At 62.9% G+C, this 23,109-nt stretch carries 22 protein-coding genes; 11 read left to right on the top strand and 11 right to left on the bottom strand.

The genetic code is table 11. The features are described from left to right. Window positions 1–73: 73 nt before the first annotated feature. From ACH2DG_RS08215 to ACH2DG_RS08195, 5 genes are all read right to left on the bottom strand, one after another. Entirely contained in the window at window positions 74–1,048 is a 975-nt protein-coding gene (locus tag ACH2DG_RS08215) for a succinylglutamate desuccinylase/aspartoacylase family protein (RefSeq protein WP_395025394.1), read from the bottom strand. Window positions 1,049–1,394: 346 nt separating this feature from the next. Next, the gene (gene trmB, locus ACH2DG_RS08210) at window positions 1,395–2,171 is read right to left on the bottom strand and encodes a tRNA (guanosine(46)-N7)-methyltransferase TrmB (protein ID WP_395025392.1); all 777 of its coding nucleotides are present in this window, start codon (window positions 2,169–2,171) and stop codon (window positions 1,395–1,397) included. A 163-nt stretch (window positions 2,172–2,334) separates the two neighbouring features. Then, on the bottom strand, window positions 2,335–3,342 hold the full coding sequence (gluQRS, locus tag ACH2DG_RS08205; RefSeq protein WP_395025390.1) for a tRNA glutamyl-Q(34) synthetase GluQRS: 1,008 nt from the start codon (window positions 3,340–3,342) through the stop codon (window positions 2,335–2,337). 34 nt (window positions 3,343–3,376) lie between these two features. After that, a complete protein-coding gene (locus ACH2DG_RS08200; RefSeq protein ID WP_395025388.1) occupies window positions 3,377–4,873 on the bottom strand; it encodes a sensor histidine kinase in 1,497 nt (498 codons plus the stop codon). Next, window positions 4,874–5,554, bottom strand: a complete 681-nt coding sequence (locus tag ACH2DG_RS08195; protein ID WP_395025386.1) for a response regulator — start codon at window positions 5,552–5,554, stop codon at window positions 4,874–4,876. It abuts the gene before it with no gap. Window positions 5,555–5,813: 259 nt separating this feature from the next. On the opposite strand from ACH2DG_RS08195, the gene ACH2DG_RS08190 reads away from it, so the two are divergent. The 4 genes from ACH2DG_RS08190 (at window position 5,814) to ACH2DG_RS08175 (ending at window position 9,467) form a co-directional block, all read left to right on the top strand. After that, on the top strand, window positions 5,814–6,773 hold the full coding sequence (locus ACH2DG_RS08190; protein WP_395025444.1) for an ABC transporter substrate-binding protein: 960 nt from the start codon (window positions 5,814–5,816) through the stop codon (window positions 6,771–6,773). Between the two features lie 70 nt (window positions 6,774–6,843). Beyond that, complete coding sequence (locus ACH2DG_RS08185; RefSeq protein WP_395025384.1) at window positions 6,844–7,704, top strand: ABC transporter ATP-binding protein; 861 nt, start codon at window positions 6,844–6,846, stop codon at window positions 7,702–7,704. Between the two features lie 20 nt (window positions 7,705–7,724). Beyond that, window positions 7,725–8,621, top strand: a complete 897-nt coding sequence (locus ACH2DG_RS08180) for an ABC transporter permease (protein ID WP_395025382.1) — start codon at window positions 7,725–7,727, stop codon at window positions 8,619–8,621. 219 nt (window positions 8,622–8,840) lie between these two features. After that, a complete protein-coding gene (locus tag ACH2DG_RS08175) occupies window positions 8,841–9,467 on the top strand; it encodes a 2'-5' RNA ligase family protein (protein WP_395025380.1) in 627 nt (208 codons plus the stop codon). 128 nt (window positions 9,468–9,595) lie between these two features. On the opposite strand, the gene ACH2DG_RS08170 is transcribed toward ACH2DG_RS08175, so the two are convergent. Further along, window positions 9,596–10,708 carry an NAD(P)/FAD-dependent oxidoreductase gene (locus ACH2DG_RS08170; RefSeq protein WP_395025378.1) on the bottom strand — a complete coding sequence of 371 codons (1,113 nt, stop codon included), beginning with the start codon at window positions 10,706–10,708 and terminating at the stop codon, window positions 9,596–9,598. A 133-nt stretch (window positions 10,709–10,841) separates the two neighbouring features. Then, the gene (locus ACH2DG_RS08165) at window positions 10,842–11,780 is read right to left on the bottom strand and encodes a LysR family transcriptional regulator (protein WP_395025376.1); all 939 of its coding nucleotides are present in this window, start codon (window positions 11,778–11,780) and stop codon (window positions 10,842–10,844) included. 166 nt (window positions 11,781–11,946) lie between these two features. On the opposite strand from ACH2DG_RS08165, the gene ACH2DG_RS08160 reads away from it, so the two are divergent. Further along, window positions 11,947–12,648, top strand: a complete 702-nt coding sequence (locus tag ACH2DG_RS08160; RefSeq protein ID WP_395025374.1) for a pirin family protein — start codon at window positions 11,947–11,949, stop codon at window positions 12,646–12,648. Window positions 12,649–12,721: 73 nt separating this feature from the next. After that, window positions 12,722–13,132, top strand: coding sequence for a DoxX family protein (locus ACH2DG_RS08155; protein WP_395025372.1), 411 nt, complete (start codon window positions 12,722–12,724; stop codon window positions 13,130–13,132). 113 nt (window positions 13,133–13,245) lie between these two features. Here the strand turns inward: ACH2DG_RS08155 and ACH2DG_RS08150 are convergent, their stop codons facing one another. Together ACH2DG_RS08150 and ACH2DG_RS08145 are read right to left on the bottom strand one after the other, a co-directional pair. Continuing rightward, on the bottom strand, window positions 13,246–13,995 hold the full coding sequence (locus ACH2DG_RS08150; RefSeq protein ID WP_395025370.1) for a sulfurtransferase: 750 nt from the start codon (window positions 13,993–13,995) through the stop codon (window positions 13,246–13,248). 67 nt (window positions 13,996–14,062) lie between these two features. Continuing rightward, on the bottom strand, window positions 14,063–15,757 hold the full coding sequence (locus ACH2DG_RS08145; RefSeq protein ID WP_395025368.1) for a SulP family inorganic anion transporter: 1,695 nt from the start codon (window positions 15,755–15,757) through the stop codon (window positions 14,063–14,065). Between the two features lie 271 nt (window positions 15,758–16,028). On the opposite strand from ACH2DG_RS08145, the gene ACH2DG_RS08140 reads away from it, so the two are divergent. The 3 genes from ACH2DG_RS08140 (at window position 16,029) to ACH2DG_RS08130 (ending at window position 18,852) form a co-directional block, all read left to right on the top strand. Further along, window positions 16,029–16,496 carry a BON domain-containing protein gene (locus ACH2DG_RS08140; RefSeq protein WP_395025366.1) on the top strand — a complete coding sequence of 156 codons (468 nt, stop codon included), beginning with the start codon at window positions 16,029–16,031 and terminating at the stop codon, window positions 16,494–16,496. Window positions 16,497–16,719: 223 nt separating this feature from the next. Continuing rightward, a complete protein-coding gene (locus ACH2DG_RS08135; protein ID WP_395025364.1) occupies window positions 16,720–17,739 on the top strand; it encodes an LD-carboxypeptidase in 1,020 nt (339 codons plus the stop codon). Window positions 17,740–17,946: 207 nt separating this feature from the next. Beyond that, window positions 17,947–18,852 (top strand): adenylate/guanylate cyclase domain-containing protein, encoded by a 906-nt coding sequence (locus ACH2DG_RS08130; protein WP_395025362.1) that lies wholly within the window; start codon window positions 17,947–17,949, stop codon window positions 18,850–18,852. A gap of 17 nt (window positions 18,853–18,869) precedes the next feature. Here ACH2DG_RS08130 and ACH2DG_RS08125 read toward each other — a convergent pair whose 3' ends face one another. Further along, on the bottom strand, window positions 18,870–19,202 hold the full coding sequence (locus ACH2DG_RS08125) for a thioredoxin family protein (protein ID WP_395025360.1): 333 nt from the start codon (window positions 19,200–19,202) through the stop codon (window positions 18,870–18,872). A gap of 84 nt (window positions 19,203–19,286) precedes the next feature. Continuing rightward, the gene (gene mobA / locus ACH2DG_RS08120; RefSeq protein WP_395025358.1) at window positions 19,287–19,961 is read right to left on the bottom strand and encodes a molybdenum cofactor guanylyltransferase MobA; all 675 of its coding nucleotides are present in this window, start codon (window positions 19,959–19,961) and stop codon (window positions 19,287–19,289) included. A 119-nt stretch (window positions 19,962–20,080) separates the two neighbouring features. Between mobA and ACH2DG_RS08115 the strand changes: the two genes are divergently transcribed. After that, window positions 20,081–21,652 (top strand): hypothetical protein, encoded by a 1,572-nt coding sequence (locus ACH2DG_RS08115; protein WP_395025357.1) that lies wholly within the window; start codon window positions 20,081–20,083, stop codon window positions 21,650–21,652. A 220-nt stretch (window positions 21,653–21,872) separates the two neighbouring features. Further along, a complete protein-coding gene (gene ppk2, locus ACH2DG_RS08110; RefSeq protein ID WP_395025356.1) occupies window positions 21,873–23,072 on the top strand; it encodes a polyphosphate kinase 2 in 1,200 nt (399 codons plus the stop codon). The last annotated feature ends 37 nt before the right edge of the window (window positions 23,073–23,109 follow it).

Raw genomic sequence — 23,109 nt, 5'->3', positions numbered from 1 at the left:
AATTGATAGCAAAAAAGGCATGCTGCGCAAGCGCAACATGCCTTTCATACTATGCTTGCTATGGAGGGCAGATTTACGCGTGGTCGGTCAGCGCCAGATAGAACCATTCACGGTTCACTTCCGCATCGCTTTGCGGGAAGATCATGCAGCCATCGAATGGCGCCAGGATCTGCGTGCCATCGGCGCGCGTGGCCAGCAGATCGCCCTTCTTGAAGGGGTCGAAGTTCTGCCACTCGCGGGTCATCTTGTCGTCCTTGTGCTGACGCATGAAGACGTCCTTCATGTGGTGCGTGGTGTAGCGCGCCACCGGCTCGACGGTCACATCGGCCATGTCCAGCAGATTCAGCACACCGGCAATGCAGCGGTCGGCGATCTCGATGGCCTCCGGGTCGGCGTGGGAGCCCGATTCCACCGTGATCGCATAGCCGCCACGGCTGCGCATGAACTCGTTGGTGCCGATGCCGTGCTCGGCGCGAATGGCACCATTGCTGGCCTGGACCGCCTTGTCATACACCTCCAGCCAGCCCTGCACGATGGTGGGCAGGCCAACGGCCTTGGCAAAGGCTTCTTCCTCCTGCTGGCGGGCAAAGGGCTCCAGCGTGCCGGTGTTGTTGAGGGGGCCGGTCATCGCAAATGGCACGCCGTCGCCGCTGTAGGAATGCAGGTCGAGCAGGGCATCGTGGCTCTCCAGCAAGGGGGCCAGCGCATTGACGACATGGTCTTCAAAGTTCTGGGGCTTGTCGGTTGGCACAAAGTTGCGGTTGAGATTGCGATCGCCTTCGCGCTCGTTCTTGATGAAGGCCTTTGGATTGGCCACCGGCACCATGGTGAGGCGCCCGCGCTTGAGGCGCGCCTGGCCGGATTCAAAACGCTCGATCCAGCGGCGGATGGCGTGCGTGCCGCTCTGCTCGTTGCCATGCACGGCACCAAAGATCAGCAGCGAAGGGCCAGGGGTGGCCGTAGCCCAGCCGTAGCTGCGCAATGCTTCGGGCTGGTCGGCCGAGATGGTGGTGTCCACGGGTTGGAGTTGAAAGCTGGAGACAGTCATATCAAGTCAATGGGTAGGTGTATGGCGGGCGCCGGTATTGCGGGTCCGCGCCGTGCGCGGGGCAAAGGATGGGCCTTTGCAAAGGTGCGCGCGGATGTGCGGCACAGAGGGGCGGCGGCCTGCCATTGGCGCAGCCTGTGCAACGCCAGCAGCCATCCTACCCGATTGGCAGCGATGCCGCCCTCTGGCGCATTATTTTTATAGCTGACAGCGCTTTCTGGGCGGTCGCTGAGCGCTGAAACGACCCGAAAATGCTGCATTGATGTATATCCACCCGATAGCGTCTTTGCCACGAGTTGGCGCAGTAAAAAGGGCTGCAAAGCAGCCCTTGAAACGATTGCGCGGTTTATTGTGCGCGGCGGTACACCAGATCCCACACGCCATGGCCCAGGCGCAGGCCGCGGTTTTCAAACTTGGTGAGCGGTCGGTAATCGGGCTGCGGGGCATAGCCCTCTGCCGTGTTTCGCAACTGCGGGTTGGCCGACAGCACTTCCAGCATCTGCTCGGCGTAGGGTTGCCAATCGGTGGCGCAGTGGATATAGCCACCAATCTTGAGGCGATCCACCAGTTTGGCCACGAAAGGCGGCTGGATGAGGCGGCGCTTGTTGTGCTTCTTCTTGTGCCATGGATCGGGAAAGAAGACATGGATGCCGTCCAGCATGCCGGGTTGCAGCATGTTCTCGAGCACCTCCACTGCATCGTGCTGGAAGATACGGATATTGGTGATGTCCTGTTCGCCAATGCGCTTGAGCAGGGCGCCCACGCCGGGTTCGTGCACTTCGCAGCACAGAAAATTGTCGTCGGGGCGCACGCGTGCAATGTGCGCGGTGGCTTCACCCATGCCAAAGCCGATCTCCAGGATCAAAGGCGCGGAGCGGCCAAAGGCGGTTTGTGCATCGAACGGCTGGCCGGTGTATTCGAGCACGTAACGCTCGCCAAACTCTTCGAATGCCTTGGCCTGCCCCGTGGTGGTGCGGCCTGCGCGGCGAACGTAGGACCGGATCGTCTTGGGATGCGCAACATCGGCTGGTGCGTGGCCGGGCGTGCTGCTGGCGTCTGCGGCATTGGTGACGATGGGTTCGGCGGCGGATGGATTCGCCTCTGGCGTCGAAGAATCTTGCATGGTGAGCGCGGGGGCAGGCGCGGCGGGCCAAAGAAAATGGAGGCCGGTCTGCCTGCTTTGTCAGAACTGAGGAAAAATTGATATATCTGCAGGCGCTGCCAAGACAGGCGTGCGTAGCCCGGTATTGTAGGTTTTCTGCCTGCGTGGTTGGCGGTAGGTGGATTTAAGGGCGCAATCCGTCTTGGGGCACCGATTGAGGCGCCGGTTTCTCCACATGGCGCGCCGCCCATTGCGGAACCCAATGTTCCAGCGTCTGGCCGATGCGTTGGCCAACATGGCTCTCCAGCCCCAGAAAGCGCCCGGCCTGCTGCAATGCGGCCAGGGCCTGCGCCTCGTTGCCAGTCGCAATGGACGGCGCGCCGTACTGCTTGGACAGCTTTTCGCCATCGGCCTGCAGCACCAGCGGCGTATGCATATAGCGCGGTGTAGGTAGTCCCAGCGCGTGCTGCAGCAGCATCTGGCGTGGGGTGTTGTCGGCCAGATCGGCGCCGCGCACCACATCGGTGATGCCTTGCTCGGCATCATCCACCACCACCGCCAACTGGTAGGCCCACAGGCCGTCGGCACGCTGCACCAGAAAATCCCCCACCGTCGAGGCCACGTCCTGGAGCAGGTCACCCAGCAGCCGGTCGTGCCAGTGCAATTGCTGGTTTGCCATGAAAAAGGGAGTTACTGCGCTGATCTGTTCTGTGCTGGCGGTCGTTGCAACCAGGCTTTGCTGGTAGCGCACGGTATGAAAGCGCCAACTGCGCGCGGGCTTGCCATGCAGGCCATCACGGCAGGTGCCGGGGTAGGGGCGTTCGCCGTGGCGCTCATGCACATGGCCCTGGGCGACCAGCGCGGCTTCCATGTCACGCCGCGTGCAGCCACATGCGTAAGCCCAGCCTCCGGCCTGCAACTGAGCCAGCGCCTGCGCATACAGTGGGTGGCGGGCCGATTGCCACTGAGGTGGATCATCGGGAACGAGGCCACAGGCCAGGAGCTGGCGCAGGATTTCTTCCCCCATGCCAATCGGGCAGCGCGGCGGATCAATGTCTTCGATCCGCACCAGCCAGCGCCCGCCATGCGCACGCGCATCCAGCCAGGAAGCAAGCGCCGCCACCAGCGAGCCCGCATGCAGCGGACCGGTGGGCGAAGGGGCAAAGCGGCCCACGTAGGTGGAAGGTTTCATAGGGCCGAAAGTGTACTGCGTACTGCACGCGCGGCTAGCTCGCAGCCTTGCGCGCAAAGCGCACGCTGATGCGCAGGCCTGGGCCAAACGGGGGCGAGTAGGATTGTTGGGCGTCGGCCAGTTGCAGGGTGCCGCCGCTGGCCTGCGCCACTTCCTGCACGATGGCCAGGCCCAGCCCCGTGCCGGGCGTGTTGTTGGCCAGGCGGTAAAAGCGCTCCAGCACCTGGTCGCGGCTCTGGGTGGGAATGCCGGGGCCATTGTCTTCAACAAACAGCAGCAGGCTGTCAGCCTGCGCGTGCAGGCCCAGGGTGACCTGGCCTTGCGGCGGCGTATAGCGGATGGCGTTGTCCACCAGGTTGGCAATCAACTCGGGCAGCAGGCGGCTGGGGGTGAACAAGGAAAACGGAGGGGCGCTCTTCGTAGCCGTGGTGCCCGTAGCTGGCGTGGCATTGCGTGCAGTCTCGCTTCTCTCGGCTTCTTCTTTCTCCTCCCAGCCCAGGTCGATCTGTTTCTGGTCGGCTGCGGGGGCCATGGCTTCCAGGCACTGCAGGCAGAGGGCTCGCAAATCCACCCACTGCGCCGCTTGCGTTGTGCTGCCTGCCTCTGCCTGTGCCAAGGTGAGGAGCTGGTTGGTCACGTTTACCAATTGCTGGTTGCTGCGCTGCAGCCGTTGCAGGATGGCCAGGCGCTGGGCGATGGAGAGCTCGGCCAGCGCTGCCGGCGTCTGGCCCAGGGCCTGCTCCAGCGTATGGGCCTGGATGGCCAGCGGTGTGCGCAACTGGTGCGCCGCATCCGAGATGAACTGCCGCTGCCGTGCCACCTGGGCGCGGATGGTGCGCGCAAACTGGTTGACGGTGTCGGCGAGGGGCCGCAGCTCCTGGTGCAATTGACGTGAATCAAGGTGGAAATCCAGCTCCTTGGCGGGGCGTGCGGCCAACTGGCGCGCCATGCGCAGCAGGGGTCGCAGCTCCAGGGTCAGCGCGGTGGCACTCACCAGGACGGCCACGGCCAAGGCCCATAGCAGGTATTCCATGGTGGGCCACCACAGTGTCTGCACCATGTTGTCGCGGCTGTGGGTGGTTTTGCCGACCAGAATGGTGATTTCCCGCGCGCCGGCCACGTCGTACATGGCGCGGCGCGTGATGACGGCGCGGATGGGCTGGCCCTGCCATACCGCGTCGTACCACTGGGCGTTGTCGCTGCCGCTCAATTGCAACTGTTGCGGCTGGGGGAAATCCTGCTGTCCTGCCAGCAGCTGTCCTTGCGCATCGGTCACGCTCAGGTAGACATGGTCGCGCGCGGGTGACATGAACAGGCTGAGTGCTGAGGGCGGCACGCTGGCATGCACGTCGCCGTCTTCCCAGATCAGGCGGTCAGCGAGGATCTTGGCGGACGAGAGCAGGTCGTGGTCCTGCACGTAGTCGGCCGCGTCTTCGGCGTGTTCGTGTGCAAACCAGCCGCACAGGGCCACCAGCACCGCCAGCGGCAGCAGCAGCCACAGGGCCAGGCGCGCGCGCAGGCTGTGCAGCATCTATTCGCCGCCTGGCAGCTTTTGCTTGAGCAGGTAGCCCACGCCGCGCAGGGTCATGATGGTGGTGTCGCTCGCCTGCAGTTTCTTGCGCAGGCGGTGCACGTACAGATCAACGGCGTCGGCGCTGGCGTCTTCATCCATGCCGTAGATCACGTCCATCAGCCGTTGTTTGGACAGCGCGCTGCCGTTCTGCAGCATCAGTGCTTCGAGCACGCTGCGCTCGCGCGGTGGCAGGGCCAGCTCTTCGCCTGCCACGCTGAACAGGCGCGTGCGCAGGTCCAGCTGCAGGTTGCCGCAGCGCACGTGGTTGTCGCGCCCGGGCATCTGCCGCCGGGCAATGGCCTGCATGCGCGCCAGAAGCTCTCGCACTTCCACCGGCTTGACGAGGTAGTCATCGGCGCCGATCTCCAGACACAGCACCTTCTGATCGAGCGAATCGCTGGCCGTCAGCACGATCACCGGTACGCTGTCGCCGCGCTCGCGCAGTCGGCGCAGCAAGGCCTTGCCGGTGAGTTGCGGCAGGTTCAAGTCGAGCAGCAGCAGGTCGTAGTGCGACTGGGTGAGCAACTGGTCGGCTGCGTCGCCACGGTCCACATGGTCGACCACAAAGGCGTGCTGGCGCAGCAGCTCCGCCAGGGATTGGGCCAGTTCCAGGTTGTCTTCGACCAGAAGAATTTTCATCAGATGCGACGGCGCCCTAGGCACCCAAAAAAGAGATCAGGGATAACCACTAAAAATGCTGCAGTGCAGCGAAAGCGCACTGAAAGGGTGCCATTTCTAGACTCTGTTCCTATCCGGTGCATTATGCGGTCGCCCAACCGGGCGCTCAAGCGGACCCAGGTGCACCACGGACAACAACGCAAGGAGATGCACCATGACTACCATCCACACTTCACGCCGTGCTGCGCTGGCTGCCATTGCGGCTGCCGCTGTCTGCTGCATGGCAAGCCCTGCCGCGCAGGCCGCTGACAGCGACACCGTCACCATCATGGTGGGCGGCATCAACAAGATCATTTATCTGCCCGCCAAGCTGGCCGAATCGCTGGGCTACTTCAAGGACGAGGGCCTGAAGGTGGAACTGCAGTCGCAGCCCGCAGGCGTGGATGCCGAAAACCAGTTGATCGCTGGTGCCGTGCAGGGCGTGGTGGGTTTTTACGACCACACCATCGATCTGCAGGCCAAGGGCAAGGAAATCGAGGCGATTGCGGTGTTCTGCAAGGTGCCGGGTGAGGTGGAGCTGGTTTCTGCCAAGGCGGCTGCGGCGGGTTTCAAGTCCATGGCCGATGCCAAGGGCAAGACGCTGGGCGTCACGGGCCTGGGTTCGTCCACCGAGTTTCTGACCCGCTATCTGGTCGACAAGCAGGGCGTGGCGAGCAAGGATTATTCGCTGCTGCCTGTGGGCGCAGGCAACTCCTTCATCGCCGGCATGAAACAGGACCGTATCCAGGCTGGCATGACGACCGAGCCCACCGTGTCGCAAATGCTCAAGACGGGTGACGCGCAGGTGCTGGTGGACATGCGCGGCGAAGAGGGCACCAAGGCCGCGCTGGGCGGCCTCTACCCTGCCGCCAGCCTGTACGTGCGCAACGAATGGGCCGCAAGCCACAAGGAGCAGGCCGCCAAGCTGGCACGTGCCTTTGGCAAGACCATGCAGTACATCAGCAGCCACAGCGCTGAAGAGATTGCCGAGAAGATGCCCAAGGATTACTACGGCAACGACAAGGAGCTGTATGTGGCGGCGCTCAAGGCCTCGCTGCCCATGTACACCAAGGACGGGAAGATGCCAGAAGGCGGCCCGGAGACCGTGCTCAAGGTGCTGTCGGCCTACAAGCCGAATGTGAAGAGCGCGCACATCGATCTGGCCAAGACCTATTCCAACGCCTACCTGAACGCGAAGTAGGAACCTGAGCGCCACCTTTTGGCGCGTGCTGCCCGCTGCGCGCCGATCCACCAACATCCAGGAGCATTTCATGTCCTACGCCACCGAGGCGGTTGCCAGCACGCGGCCGTCCACCATTTTGCAGCCCCAAGGTGCTGCAGCGCCCGCCCAACAGGCGGATGCAGCGATTGAGTTTGACAAGGTGTCGCTGCGCTTCATTGCGCCAGACGGCACAGCCACCCTGGCACTGCGCAACTTTTCGATGCGCGTGGCCAAGGGCGAGTTCATCGCCATCGTCGGCCCCACGGGCAGCGGCAAATCCACCACGCTCAACCTGATCACCAGCTTGCTGCAGCCCACGGTGGGTGAGGTGCGGGTGATGGGCAAGAAGGTGGAGCAGATTGATCCGCGCATCGGTTTCGTCTTTCAGGCCGATGCTGTTTTCCCCTGGAAATCGGTGCGCGATAACGTGGCTGCCGGCCCCATCTTTCGCGGCACGCCGTGCGAGCAGGCGCTCAAGCTGGCCGACGAGTGGATTCACCGCGTGGGCCTGGCCAATTTTGGCAACCATTACCCGCACCAACTCTCGGGCGGCATGCGCAAGCGTGTGGCGCTGGCCCAGACCTTCATCAACCAACCCGAGATTCTGCTGATGGACGAGCCGTTCTCGGCGCTGGACATGCAGACCCGCACCCTGATGCAGGACGAGCTACTGCGGCTGTGGTCGGGCTCCGGCGGCTCGGTGGTGTTCGTGACGCATGACCTGGAAGAGGCAATCGCCCTGGCCGACCGCGTTTTTGTGCTGACGGCGCGCCCCGCCACCTTGAAGCGTGTGTACGAGATCGATCTGCCGCGCCCACGCATCATGAGCGAGGTGCGCTATGACCCGCAGTTCATCGACCTGTCCAAGCGCATCTGGGATGACCTGCGCGAAGAAGTCCATATCCAGTAATACGAGGGAAGGAATACACCATGTCTGAACTCACCCTGAACCCGGGCATTTCCCCCGCACATGTGGCGCCCGACCAGACCCCCGCTGCCGTGAGCGACGCTGCGCTGGCGCAGGAATCCATCGCTGCGCAGGCGGCCATCAAGCGCCGCAAGGCCGTCATCATCGCGTTGCGCCTGCTGGTACTCGTCGCGGTGCTGGGCGGCTGGGAGGTCTCTGCCCGCATGAAGTGGATCGATCCCTTCTTCTACTCGATGCCATCCATGATCTGGAACCAGATCTTGGAATGGATGCGCGACGGCACATCGCAAGGCCCGCTGTGGCAGCAGGTGCTGGTGACGCTGGAAGAAACGGTGATCGGCTTTTTGATTGGCTCTATTGCCGGCGTGATCTGCGGCATTGTGCTGGGCCGCAACAAGCTGCTCTCCGATGTGTTTTCGATCTATATCCAGATCGCCAACTCCATTCCTCGCGTGGTGCTGGGTTCGGTGTTCGTGATCGCGCTGGGCCTGGGCATGGCGTCCAAGGTGGCGCTGGCCGTGGTGATGGTGTTCTTTGTGGTGTTTGCCAACGCATTCCAGGGCGTGCGTGAGGCAGACAAGTACATGATTGCCAATGCCCAGATTCTGGGCGCATCGCCGCGCCAGGTGACGATGTCGGTCGTCATTCCGTCGGCCATGTCGTGGATTCTTGCCAGCCTGCATGTGAGCTTTGGCTTTGCGCTGGTGGGCGCCGTGGTGGGCGAGTTTCTCGGCGCCAAGGAAGGTATCGGCCTGTTGATCTCCACCGCGCAGGGTGCCTTCAATGCCAGCGGTGTATTTGCCGCCATGATCGTGCTGGCTGTCGTTGCGCTGGGGGCGGATTTTCTGCTCACTCGCCTGGAAAAACGCTTGCTCAAGTGGCGCCCTGCGGCTTTCTGACGCTTTGCAGTAAAACGAAGAACACTCATTTCACTACCTCCTCGTCGGTAGTCCAAGCACTCCATGCTCTACCGGCCTTGTGCCACCTCTGCCAACCGAGGTGGCATTTTTTTGTCCGCTGTGCAGGAAGCAGCGGCAACCCGTGGCGCAGGGCGCAAGTCACAAGGCGGCTGGCTAGAATGGCGCGTTTTCAACCGCCTTGACCGCAGTGCCTCTTCCATGACCCGCTTGACCGTACCCGACCACCAGATAGGCAACCCCACCTTTGCGATCAATATCGTGGTCAGGCCGTCGCCAGATGTGATGCAGGCGCTGGTGGCGCTGCAGGACCGGATCGAGGCGCTGGCGCCAGCGGGCGCCTTCCTCCGTGTGCCTGCGGCAACGCTGCACCTGAGTATTTTTCAGCTCGTCTGGGCGCGAACGCAGCATGTGGCCATCGGGCCGCAGGAGTGGCTGGGGCTGGAGGCCGAAACATTCATGGCCTTGCAGGCGCTGGCCTCGCGATACGAGCCGTTTGTGCTGCACCAGGGGCAGGTTCTGGTGGGGGAGAAGGCCATTTATCTGCAGTTTTCGCCATCCGCTGCGATGGATCGCCTGCGTGACGAGATCGAGCACCATGCCAGAGACCGTTTTCCCGGCAGACACCGGCCGCAGATTCAGCACATCACGCTGTTTCGCTACCGGCAGGCGGTGCCTTTGGCGCCCCTGGCCCATGGTTGTGCCCAACTGCCGCCATGGCAGCAGGCCTGGTCGATAACGCAGATGGAACTGGGGCAGGAGAGCGCATATCCACTGCTGGCAAGCCGCACGGTGGGCAATTTGGCCTTGGGCTCCAGCGAGACTTGACAGCCCTGGTGCATGGACTGTTCGGGCGAAAAAAGTACCAGCGGCCGTAGATGCCACTGGTACCGGTCTGATGTCGCTATGAGAAGCGCTATCAGGCAGAGATAACGGAAGAGGTATCCGGCGAGGTGTCAGGCCTTTTCGCCAAGTACGGCCAGGGCCAGTTCCAGCCCGGAGACAAAGGCGTCTTCCACGCGGTAGCCCAGGCACCAGTCGCCTGCCAGACCCACGCACTGCGATGCATCCCACAGGTGGCTGCGTGGCTTGCCTTGTGCGTCCTTGGGCAGCGGGTTGATGGTTTTGGCGTAGCCCCATTGCACCACGCGCATCTCCGTAGGCGTAGCACGGATGCGGGTGAGTTCGGAGAATGCCTGCAGCATCTTGGCGGCCACGCGCTGGGGTTCGTCGTTTTCATGCTTGCGGGCCCAGTCGGGGCTGGCCTGCACGGTCCAGCGCTCCATCTTGCCGCGCCCGGGCTTGGAGGATTCACGTGCCAGCCAGGTAATGCGCGGGTGCTCGGTGCGAGCGGCATTCCACTGCGGGCCCATATTGGTCAAGGCCGGGTCCACGGCGTGGGCAAAGCTCAGCAGCAGGGTCCAGCTGGGGGCAATGTACACATCGCCCAGGTTCCAGTCGGCGGGCGGGGTGAGGTCGCTTTCCTCCAGCAGCACTTCGGCTTCGGGGGCGGGGACGGCCAGCACCACGCCATCGAGCCCGGCGTAGACATGCACGCCGCCATCGGCGTCTTCGGTACGGATCTGCCATTGATCGGGGTTGAGCGCATCACGCTCGAAAGCCACGGCCTCCTCGCCCAGGCGCACGGCCAGCGGCGCGGCCCAGACCTGCAGCAGGCTGTCCATGGTGGGAACGCCCAGCAGGTGCGGCTCCATCGATGCCCGGCTGACCACCGCCTTGCCAGACGAATCGAGTGTGCGGATGGCGTTCACGCTCCAGGGCCGGGTGACGCCGGGGGCGGTGTCCAGCGCCTGCTGGAAGCGCGGGTCGCGCACGGTGAAGAACTGCGCGCCCAGGTCAAAACTGCCGTGGCTGCCATCGCGGCTGACCATGCGGCCCCCGACCTGGGTCTGTGCCTCGATCACGGTGACCTGGTGGCCCGCCTGCTGCAGCGTGCGGGCGCAGGCGATACCGGCCATACCGGCACCGACGACGGCAAAGTGGCGCGGAGCACCGGATTTTGGGGTTTGTTTGGATCGTTTGGGCTTGGGAGGGATGCGAGAAGGCATGCGAGACTTTCTGTTCTGGTTCGGCAAGCGGGACAAGGAAGAATCAGTGTTTCCAAAAAACTCCAGTGGCAATCGAAAGCTGGGCTTTCAGCGATCCACTCTACACGCTGTGGAAGGCAATTCTGGTCAGGATTTATCCCACGTAGTGGTTGTTGAGGAGCGACTCGCGCGTTGCCTGCGACTGTAGCCTGTCCAGCCACCACTGCAGGGCTTTGCCCGGCGCATTGCTGCACCATGCGTAGCGCAGCTTGATCTTGCGCAATGGGCGCATCAGCTCGCGTTCCACCAACTGGCCGCTGCGCAGGTAGGGCAGGGTCATGTTGTCGGGCAGAAAGCCCGCGCCAATGCCGCGCAACTGGGCCTGCAGCTTGGCCTGCATGGTGTCGACGGTGAGCACGTCCTGGCCGCTCATTACGCCGATGGTCTGGCCCTGGCCGCTGCGCGACGAATCGGCCACCGCGATGATGCGGTGGCGGCGCAGCACATCGTCGCTGATGGGCTGGATCTCGTCGGCCAGCGGATGGTGCGGCGCCACCACGTAGCGGAAGGTGATCTCGCCCAGGTCGAGCTGTTGCAGGCCTGACACGTTCGAGGCATCGACCGCGATGCCGATGGCGAGGTCTGCCCGGCCGCTGGTGAGGGATTCGAGCGTGCCCGCCAGGATGCTGTCGATGATCTTGAGGCGCGTGGGTGGCGCAATGGCGTAAAAGGCCTCGACCAGCTCCAGCAGGGTGGTGCGCGAGATGACACCGTCCACCGCAATGCGCAGCTCTGGCTCCCAGCCAGTGGCCACGCGGCGTACGCGGTTGGCCACGGCATCCACTTCCTGCAGCAGGCGCGCGCCTTCGCGCAGCAGTTCTTCGCCAGCTTCGGTGGGGCGAGCCTGGCGAGCACTGCGGTCAAACAGCAGCACATCGAGGGCGTCTTCCACCTGGCGGATGCGGTAGGTGAGGGCGCTGGGCACCAGGCCCAGCTTGCGGGCAGCGGCGGCAAAGCTGCCGGTGTCGGCCACCAGCTGCAGCAGTGCCAGGGTATCGGGGGTGAGTACATCGCGGTCGCGCAGTACGGCCATGTCAGGGTCCTTCGGCGTAGGGAGGGGCGGATGGGAAAGCACCATCAGTTTTTTTGAATGATGCCATCAAACCCGCAGTCCCACAGGAGGATGGCGCAGTTTTACAGTAACGGACATGGTGATGAACACGGCATTTCAGCGGTGTTTCACAAGAAGGAGATCAAAAATGTTGATGGTTCGTAAATCTGCCGATCGTGGCCATGCCGACCATGGATGGCTCCGCTCCAACCACAGCTTCTCGTTTGCAGGCTACTACGATCCCCGCTTCATGGGCTGGGGCAATCTGCGCGTGATCAACGAAGACCGCGTTGCCCCTGGCACGGGCTTTGGCACCCATGGCCACCGCGACATGGAGATCATCAGCTATGTGCTCGAAGGCAACCTGGCGCACAAGGACAGCATGGGCCACATCGAAGGGCTGCCCCCGGGCGATGTGCAGCGGATGAGCGCAGGCACCGGCGTGCAGCACAGCGAGTTCAACCATGCCGAGGGCGCGGAAACGCATTTTCTGCAGATCTGGATCGAGCCCAGCAAGACGGGCATTGCTCCAAGCTATGCGCAAAAGACGTTCCCCGACGCCGAAAAGCGCGGCAAGCTGCGCTTGGTGGTGTCGCCCGATGGTGCCGACGGCTCGCTGTCCATGACGGCCGATGCCCGCATGTACGCAGGCTTGCTCGATGGCGCGGAAACCGCCGAGGTGGCCATTGCCCCGGGCCGCAAGTCGTATGTGTACGTGGTCAAGGGAGAGGTTGCCGTCAACGGCACGCCGTTGCACACTGGCGATGCGGCCTACATGGACCAGGAAACGGCCGTGAAGCTGGACCAGGCCAAAAATGCCGAAGTACTGGTGTTTGACCTGGAAGCTTGATCCTTCCAAAAACCTTGTAACGAGGCCAGCCCCGCCCGCAGCCCGCGGGTGGGCAAGGCCAGAGGAGTGTTAAATGAATGCATTGCAAAATCCGCTGGCCTTGCTGGGCCGTATTCTGGTGGCCTGGTTCTTTGTGATTCCGGGCTTTGGCAAGCTCACGGGCTTTGCTGGCGCCGTTGGTTATGCCGCCTCTGCCGGCATGCCCATGCCCGAGATTGCCGTGGGCATCGGCCTGTGTGTCGAGATTCTGGGTGGCCTGGCCATTCTGCTGGGCTGGGGCACGCGCTACGCCGCGCTGCTGCTGGCATTCTTCACCCTGGTGGCCAGCTTCTTCTTCCATGCCTACTGGTCGGTACCCGCCGAAGCACGCATGGTGACGCAGTTGCTGTTCAACAAGAACATTGCCATCGTGGGCGGCTTGCTGGCCTTTGCAGCCTTTGGCGCCGGTGCCTGGAGCATGGACGCCAAGCGCAGAGCCGCATGATGGATTCCATGGATTTACCGCCCACAGCTTGAGGCGGCTTCACAAAAAAACCCTTTGCACCACGCAAAGGGTTTTTTGTTATGGGTGATGCATGAAGTGGCTTGCAGCGTTTGTCAGACTTGCGCTTTAAGCTCTGTTTTTTGTAGTGAATCATCCACGACACGGCGCTCGTCGAACACAAAGCAGCTGCCCTGGTAACCGGTGCCATCGGTTTCCTCAAAGTATTTCAGGATGCCGCCTTCGAGCTGGTAGACGTTCTCGATGCCTTCGTCCTGCATCAGGATTGCGGCTTTTTCGCAACGTATGCCGCCGGTGCAATAGCTCACCACGGTCTTGCCCGCCAGATCGGCCTTGTGGGCGCGCAACTGGGCTGGAAACTCGGTGAACTTGCGGATGCGCCAGTCAATCGCGCCTGTGAATGCGCCTTCATCCACTTCGTAGTCGTTGCGTGTGTCGAGCGTCACCACGGGGCGGCCTGCATCATCGTGCCCCTGGGCCAGCCAGCGCTGCAGGTCTGCGGGCTTGACGGCGGGTGCGCGGCCATTGGCAGGGCGAATCGCGGGGTAGTCCATGCGGATGATTTCGGGCTTGACCACCACGCGCATCTTGCGAAAAGGCACGGTGCTCGACCAACTCTCCTTGGGGGCCACATCGGCAAAGCGCGCGTCGGTGCGCAGTGCGCTCACCCAGCCATGCACGGCTTGGGCCGGGCCTGCCAGAAAGAAATTGATGCCTTCTTCCGCCAGCAGTACCGTGCCCTTGAGCGCCCATTGCGCCGCACGCTCGGCCAGCAGCTCGCGCAGCTGCTGCGCATCGGGCAGCGGAACGAACTTGTAGCAGGAGATGTTCAGAATGTCGGGCACGGCAGGGGAATCTATCAAATTAATAGCGAAGGGCGCCCTCCAGGTGGGCGCACGGCGCCTATTTTACTTATATCGAATACTCAATCGTGGCGTTGGCCGTGTGTTGCGCCAGGGCCTGCAGAAACTCGGCGTCGGTGCGGTACAGGCGCAGGTGGGGGTTGTCCTGCAGCAGGCCGGCGCGCTTCAAGCGCTGCTCCACAGGCAGCTTCATGCCCACGATGTGCAACAGGCCGCCGCGCTTGGCGGCCATGCGCTCCAGCCGCACAAAGGCTTCCACGCCGGTGATGTCGATCTGGTTCATGGGCTGGGCCAGCAGGGCCAACTGCTTGTACTGGGGGTGGCGGGCCCAGTCATTGGCGGCGCGGGTTTCCAGCGCGGCGGCAGATGCGAAATCCAGCTCCGAATCCATGCGCAGGGCCAGCACATCGGGGGCCAAGGTCGGCAGGTGCCACAGGTGGCGGTCGCGCAGGCTGCCATCAGGGTGCAGGCCCACTTCCACAATGCGCGGGTGCAGCCGGTTGTACAGAAAGTAGCAGGAGCTCAGCAGAATGCCTGCCAGCACGCCCCAGTAGATGCGTGGCGCCGTGAGGATGGTGATGGCAAAGGTGGCCACGGCAATGCCGCCCTCGATGCGCGAGATCGCAAAGAGCCGCAGAATCGCCCGGGGCTTGACCAGGTTGGCGACGGCCGTCATCACGATGGCCGCCAGCGCCGACTGCGGCACATGGTAGAGCGCGGGAATGAACCACAGCACCACGATCACCACCAGCAGGATGGAAAACAGGTTGGAGTAACCCGTCTTGGCGCCTGCCAGCAGATTGACCGCCGAGCGCGAGAAGGAGGCACTGGTAGCAAAGCTGCCAAACAGGCCGGCGCTCATCTTGGACATGCCTTGCGCAATCAGCTCCTGGCTGCTGTCCCAGCGGGTTCCGGCCTGCTGGTGCTCCACCTGGGCGCTGGATGCAGTCTCCAAAGCGCTCACCAGCGATATCACCAGCACGGGCATCACCAGAAGGCCAAATTCGTCCCAGCCCAGCAGGCCGGGCCAGACGAAGTGCGGCAGCCCCGACGGCAGATGGCCCACCACGGCGCCACCTTTGTCCGCAAAACCGCCTGCCCAGCTGACGATGCCGGTGATGGCAATGACGAAGATGGCTGAGGGAAACGCGGGCCGCCACTTCTTTGCCAGCACGAGGCCTGCAATGCTCAGGACGCCAAACAGGATCGAGCGCCAGTCGAACAGCCCGAGCGACGGGTTGTCCCACACGGTGGCCCAGTCGCTTTTCATGCCCAGCAGGCTGGGCAGTTGCGACGCCAGAATCAAAATGGCCGCCGCCTGGGTGAAGCCGGCCAGTACCGGCGAGGTCACCAGGTTGAGCAGCCACCCCGCGCGCACCAGCCCGAGCGACAGCTGCACCAGGCCCGACAGAATCGCCATCCAGGCCGCCAGCACCACCCACTGGGCAGAACCCGGCTCGGCCATGCCGGTGAGCGAAGCGCCGATCAAAAGGGCGGACAGCGCCGTGGGCCCCACGCCCAGGCGCGGTGATGGGCTAAAGAGGATGGCCACCGCCGCCGGAATGATGGAGGCATAGATCCCGGTGATCAGCGGCATCCCCGCCAGATGCGCATAGGCCACACCCTGTGGCAGCAGCATCAGGCCGACGGTGATGCCGGCCATGGCTTCGCCCCGCAGCAGTTGCAGGGTGGGGCGGGGCCAGGAGAGGAACGGAAAAAGTCGGTAAAGCAGCGGCGCGAGCATGGCGCATTGTCGCCTTATGGCGGGCAGGCCTGCCGCAAGCCGTGGATTTATGCGACAGGGTTCCACGGATTCAGGGACGCTGCCGGGTGTTGTGCGAGCCTTGCCGAGGCAACCCATATGAAGAAATCGTGGACAAATGTGTAGCCGGGGTTTCAGTTGCAGCATTTGGCTGGACAAGGCTGGGCAAGACCGCCAGGATCGCCAACAATCTACACTCAATGCGCTTTCATTACCGATCCGCTCTCATTTTTACTGTATGCCTCCGCACCGAATGGCCCCGCCTCACCGTTTGCCCAACGCTGATCCGACACGGCAATCCGGGCGCGCCCGCTTGTGGTGGGTGGGGGCCTGTCTGAGCGTGGTCATCGCCTTGGGCATTGCTGCGCCGTGGGGGCTTGTCGAGGCGGATGCCATGGGTACCGGCCAGCAGGTGGCGCAATGGGTACACGGCCTGCACCAGCGGCTGCGCAGATCCGGGGCACGGGTGAATGCCGCGGTGGAGCAGACCGCCAGCCGCCAGCGGGTGCTGGCGGAAGACGATGCGATATCCGCTGCGGTGAGTGATGCGCTGGCCGCCACCCAAAACGATGATCTGCGCATGCTGCAGGTGGAAACCGGCAATGCCATGGTGACGCTGCAAGGTACCCTTGCCTCGTCCGACCTGCGAGACCGCGCCATCGCCATCACGGAGGGTGTGAGCGGCGTACACGGCGTTTTCAGCCTGATCCAGATCCGGTGAGGCCCGCTGCGCGCGGCAAGTTGCCTTAGATCGTAAACACGTTCTGGCAACCGGGCCAGGTGGCCTGAGCGCATAATGCGAGCCATTCTTGAAACGAGCCTATGGCTGCTGCCTTGAAGGCAGGCCTCTTTGGCAGTGCGGCGCTTACGCTATTGTGTGCGCTGCGAGCTTCTTTCCCTGATCCAGGCAGATCTGTCTGCCATGCTTTTATCGACAGCGCACCATGCATCAGCACGACAACCACTCGCATGACCATGGCCATGACGGCCCATGCGACCATGCCCATTGCAACCACAACCACCAGGCTGGCCCGCGCAGCATCTACATCTATTCCCCCTCGGGCGCGGTGCGCGACAAAAAGGGCTTTCGCCGCGGCGTTGCAAGGCTCAAGGAGCTGGGGCATGCGGTGGAGGTGGACCCTGCGGCCCTCGACTCCTGGACACGGTTTGCCGGAGACGACGACACGCGCCTGGCGGCCATTGCGCGTGCAGCGGCCAGCGGCGCCGATGTGACGATGATGACGCGCGGCGGCTACGGCATCTCGCGCCTGCTGCACCGCATCGACTATGAGCAGATTGCCCGCTCCATCGAGGCCGGCACGCAATGGGTGGGCCTGAGCGACTTCACGGCCTTGCAGATGGCCCTGTATGTCCGAACCAAGGCGGTGACCTGGGCAGGGCCGTCGCTGGTGGCCGACATTGGCGCAGAAGCGGGCATGGACGACATCATGCTCGATTGCTTTGAAGACCTCCTGATGGGCCAGGGCGAAGGCGCTGGGTGGCGCACGCTGGCAGAGCGCGCGGGTACTGTGCAGGGCCCATCTGCGGATGCGGAAACCTACATCCCCAAAGCCACGCTGTGGGGCGGCAATCTGGCCATGCTGGCGTCGCTGGCGGGCACGCCGTACCTGCCCAAGATCAAGAACGGGGTGTTGTTTATTGAAGATGTGGGAGAGACGCCCTACAAGGTCGAGCGCATGTTGATCACCCTGCTGCATGCGGGTGTCCTGGCGCAGCAGAAGGCGGTGGTGCTGGGCCAGTTCAGCGACTACCAGCTCAACGCGCACGACAAGGGCTACAAGCTGGCCACCGTGGTGCAATGGCTACGCGATCAGCTTGCCATCCCGGTGTTCACCAACCTGCCGTTTGGCCATGTGCCGACGAAGGTGGTGCTGCCAGTCGGGGCACAGGTCTCGCTCAGTGTGGAAGGGCGCGACGCACTGATCTATTGGGGCCATATGTAGCGGTATCGCCGCATTGCTGCACTGCGTCATGCAGTGGCGGCAGCGGATTTGCCGCAAGGCATGGCGTGCCGCATAGATTTGTTGATGCTGTGCGAGCGAATCAGCTTGGATATGGACCCCGGTTTGCGGTGTAATATGCGGAATAACAATTCTTTGAGGGTGTAGGCGCTCCGAGGGAGGAGGTGACCGCATCCGCGTGAACTATCCATGACAACTGTCGCCACCGTGGTATTTATCGATATCTCGGGCAGTACTGCTTTGTTCGAAACCTTGGGCAATGAGCGGGCTGCGCGGGCGGTCGCAGGCATGACGGATGCATTCAAGCAAGTCGTCGTGCAAGCGGGCGGACGGGTCGTCAAAACCTTGGGTGACGGGGTTTTGGCCATTTTCAACAGCAGCGGGCTGGCTGTGAGCGCCATGACCATGCTGATGCGTCGCCATTACGGCCAATGGGATTCGCTGCCCCCGACGCAGAAGTTCCATGTGCGCGTGGGCATGAGCACCGGTGAGGTCGTGCTGATGGAGGGCGACTGCTACGGAGACTCGGTCAACATGGCTTCGCGCCTGTGTGAAAAGGCCAGCCACCGCGAAATCTGGGCCAGCGCGTCGACCATGGAATCAGGCTCCCGCGCCGACACCACCTTCGTGCCCATGGGTTGGATGGAAGTGCGCGGCAAATCCGAGCAGCACATGCTCTACCAGGTGCAGTGGAGCGATGCCGAAGCCCAGGAAGTGATCACCGCCTACGACTCCTCGCTGCCCATGCGGCAGGAAACCGTGGTGCAGGTGCGGCTGCGTCTGGCCAGCGGCGGGGTCGAAAGGGTCTTCGAAACCCAGGAAATGCCGATTTTCATCGGACGCTCCTCCGATTCGGAATGGGTGGTTCTGGACCGCCGCGTCTCCCGCCAGCATGGCCGCATCGACTGGCGCGGCGGCAATCTGATCTTCACCGATCTGAGCCGCTACGGCACTTGGTTGACCTTTGGCAGCAGCCCCGCTACTGTGGTGCGCCGCGAGACCGTGCAACTGCACGGCGCCGGGGTCATGTATTTTGGCGTGTCGCCCGAAGACCCAACAGCGCCCAGCGCCGCCTTTTCAATCAAGCCTGTGTAGCTGGAGAAGGGTGCGGCTCAAGGCGCTGCGCCCAGTGGTGCCAAGGCTGCTGCAATGGCGGCGGCATCGGTGGGGCGCACCACGCGCGCCACTTCCTGCCCGTCTTTGAGCACGACCAGGGTTGGCCACAGCTTGATGCGATAGCTGCGCCCCAGTGGCTTGCCCGGGCCGTCCTCCACCTTGATGTGACGGATATCGGTGCGTGGGGAGAGTGCCGCTTCGATCAGCGGTTGTGCGCCCAGGCAGTGCGGGCACCAGGGGGTGCCAAACTCAATCACGGTGTGGCCGGGCAGCGTGTCCACTTCGGCGCGGCTGGGCTCCTGCGCCAGATGCTGGTTAGCGAAAGTCATGCGGTCTCCAGGTTAAGCATATTTGCTGCTATTCAACTGATAGCGGATTACGGGCATCAGCTTTGCGCCCATGCCGGACTCGGATCATCCTTCCACGCCGTTGGCAGGGCATTGGCGGGCCAGCGTCTCCAGCTCCTGCAGCGTGTTGGCGTTGTAGAAGGCGGCGGTATCGTTGAACTCGACCATCACCATCGGGTGCTGCGCCGCCCACTGGCGGACCTTGCGGCCACCGGAATCCACAAAGCTGCGCACGCTCGCCGCCAGGCTGGCATGCAGCAGGCAGAACGTAGGCTGGGGCAGGCGGTGGCCATCGGGGCTGCGAGTGCAGGCCATCGCGACCAGCACCTGATCGCGCACGGCCGCCTGCGCCAGCTCGGCTGCCAGATCGGCCGGGAAGAACGGTGTGTCGCAGGCCACCGTCAACAGCCAGGGAGTGCGGCAGGCATCCAACCCTGCTGCAAACCCGGCAAGCGGCCCGGGGTAGGGTTCGGCGAGGGCGTTTGCAGCCGGTGAGGCGGCAGGCGCCAGATCGGCTATCACCGTGTGACCCAACGCTGCATAGGCTTGCAGATACCGGTTGGCATTGACCAGTACCTGGCCCGTCTGCGCCGCCAACCGCTCGGCCGCCCATTCCGCCAATGGCCTGCCCGCCAGCAGTTGCAGGCCTTTGTCCACCCCGCCCATGCGCGAGCCCTGGCCGCCGGACAAAACCAGCCCGGTGATCTGCTCGCGGGGAATGGACAAGGGGGTGGCTGGCATTGTGCTATGGATTGATGAGCTGGAAGCGGTTGATGAATGGGCGCTGGAGATCATTTTGCCTCGAAAAAGCAATAGCCGCCTATACTGCGGCGATGACCCAGGGAACGATCAGGAGTACCGTGAAAGCATTGACCAATATTAAGGGGCGCAGTGTGCGCGCCGCCATTGCCGTCCTTGGCCTGGTAGTTCCGGTGGCCAGCAGTTGGGCCGCACGGGATTTCACCCCGCAGGCTGGTACCTGGGTCATCAGCGAAGAGCTCAACGGCAAACCCGGCCGGGGCCTCGCGATTGACGTGCAGGGCAACACCTTCTTCATGCAAGTGTTTGGGTATGAAAAGAATGGCGATGCCACGTTCTACACCGCGACCGGGCAGATGGACGGCAACCGCGTGACTGCGCCGTTGATGCAGTACCAGGGTGGCCGCAGCTTTGGCAGTGAAGCAAGGGATGCCGTCGAGGCCGGATCTGCTGGAGACGTGACGGTCTCCTTCACCAACGGCCTCCATGGGAGCATTCAACTGCCCGGTGAAAAGGTCTTGCCCATTCAAAGGTTTGAGGTGAGGTCTGCGCAGTTCGAAGACGACTACCTGGCGCCCAAGAGCGGGGTGCGCAGCTTTCAAACCGTGGCCTTGGATGGTGCAGGGCAGCCGGTTTTTTACTGGCGAGGCTCGATCGGAAGGCACATGAAGAGCCCGACGCATGGGGTCAATCTGGAGATGGGCGGCGCATACGCTGATTTCTCCTGCCTGCGAACGGGTGCCGACATGTACAGCTGTTCCGAGCCGATAGTGCGGTCGCTGTCGAGCCCGCGCTTGCCTGTCAATGCCATAGAGTTGCGCATTTCGGCTGGTGGTCTGCAGGGATTTGTGGACGTGATCCAGAACGGAGTGGTTCAGCGGTATTCCTTGCTGGGCAGGCTGGTGACAGGCATGAAGAAGGATACGGGCGCAAGCATTCCGGAGTGTCCTCCATATTCGGTGGTCTATGCAGAGCCCTTTGGAGGCTGTCGCATGGGCAACAAGGTTCCCGTCAGCGGCACCTGGGTGGTGGAGAGCGAGCTTGACGGAAAGCCGGGACGCGGCTTTGCGCTGGATTTCCAGAATGGTGTCGCGATAGCCCAGGTGTTCAACTACCAGCCCGGCGGTCAGCCCACCTTCCACATGGGGAGCGTGGATGCCCCCAAGACACCGGTCACCTTGCCCCTTGGCCAGTATGCTGGCGGGCGCTACCTGGGTGGGCCTGGGCAGGCTGCCACCCTGCTGGCAGACGCGGGCAGCATGCGTCTGGAATTTGTGGAAACCGTGGGCAGGTTTTCGATAGAAAGCCATACCGTGGCAAAGCTGGATCTTCCTGGTGAACCTACCCGTCGCCTGGTTCGCATGGAGCTGGAGCCCGATGCGGAGGGCTCTCAAAGCCTGCTCGGCCAATGGGTGCTGTCAGACGACACCATCGTATCGCTGACGCGCGATCTTGGAAGCAGGGCCGCCAACGCCGATGAGACTGCATGGTGTGAACGCGCGCCCAAGGAGCCCTTGCTCCATCTGGTTTCCTGCCAATGGATGCATGTTTACGATGACAAGGTGGTGTGGCAGAAAGCAAACTTGATCATGCGGCCCAATAGCCCGGGCTCAGCTCTGCAAATCAGGGATCGCCATGGCAATCTGACGGGGCTGGGGCTGCTGCAGGATTGACTGGAATGCTCACCCGCTGCGCTCCCATGCCCTGTAGCCAGGCGCGCCGGGATTGCGCTTTCTCGCCTGCAACAGGCGATGCGCGGCGCTATTTGATGTAGCTCAAGCAGGTTTTCGCTGCTGCGCACGATGATCGATCAGGAGCCTGCCATGCACATGCCGTGCGTGCGGGTTCTCTACAGTCTTTCAATAGAAAATTTCAATTCAAAAGGCTACTTCGATGACCGTGCGAAAAACACCAACTCCGCCGACCGTACCCAAAACCACATCTGCCCGGGCCAATGCAAGAGCGACAGGCAGCGCCCGTTCCACTCGGCGCCCGTCCCGTGACGTGCGGCCCGCCGCCCAGGGCGATACGGCTCCCGCCCTGAACAGCAAGGCTATCGCTGCCCATGTCGAGCACAAGGCAACCACCGGCGCGCAGCAGGAATTGGTGTCGGCCGCATTGCACATCGCTGACAACAAGACCGGGCAAAGCGCCGCTGAGCGTGCCAAGAGCCTGCGTGCACTGATGGATGGTGCGTCGCCAGACGACCGGGAAGCGCTGCAGCGTGCATTCAGTGGTGCACGAACACGAAACATCGGCAAGACCAACCCCGACGAAGAGCTGGCCCCCGGCTGGCGCGATGGCGGCTATCCCTACCAGAACCTGTTGCGCCGCTCGGTCTACGAGAAGGAAAAATTCAATTTGCAGGTGGAACTGCTCAAGCTGCAGGGCTGGGTCAAGGCCACGGGTGAGCGCGTGGTAATCCTGTTTGAAGGGCGTGATGCCGCAGGCAAGGGGGGCGCCATCAAGCGCTTCATGGAGCATCTGAATCCCCGGGGCGCGCGCGTGGTGGCCCTGGAGAAACCATCGGAGTTCGAGCGTGGGCAATGGTACTTTCAGCGCTATGTGCAGCACCTGCCCACAGCGGGGGAGATCGTGCTGTTTGACCGCAGCTGGTACAACAGAGCCGGCGTGGAGCGGGTGATGGGTTTTTGCTCGGACCGCGAGTACCAGGATTTCGTGCGCCAGGCGCCCGAGTTCGAGCGCCATCTGGTGCAGTCGGGTGTGCACCTCATCAAGTTCTGGTTCAGCGTCAGCCGCGAAGAGCAGCGCCGTCGCTTCAAGGAGCGCGAATCCCACCCCCTCAAGCAATGGAAGCTCAGCCCCATTGACAAGGCAAGCCTGGACAAATGGGACGAATACACCCGTGCCAAGGAGGCCATGTTCTTTGAGACCGACACCGCCGACAACCCCTGGACGGTGATCAAGAGCAACTGCAAGAAGCGCGCGCGGCTCAATGCCCTGCGTTACGTGCTGCACAAACTGCCTTATGCCCAGAAGGATGCAGGGCAGATCGGCAAGCTCGACCCGCTGATCGTGGGCCGTGCCCATGTGGTCTACGAGCGCGGGGAAAAGCCGGAATCACTGATGTGAATCCCTGATGCATTGATGCAATATAGGCAGGCCTGCC

Origin of the sequence: Comamonas odontotermitis (genome assembly GCF_040396735.1) — a bacterium.
Classification (GTDB): Bacteria; Pseudomonadota; Gammaproteobacteria; order Burkholderiales; family Burkholderiaceae_C; genus Comamonas; species Comamonas odontotermitis_C.
This window is presented reverse-complemented; position numbering and strand designations above follow the sequence as displayed.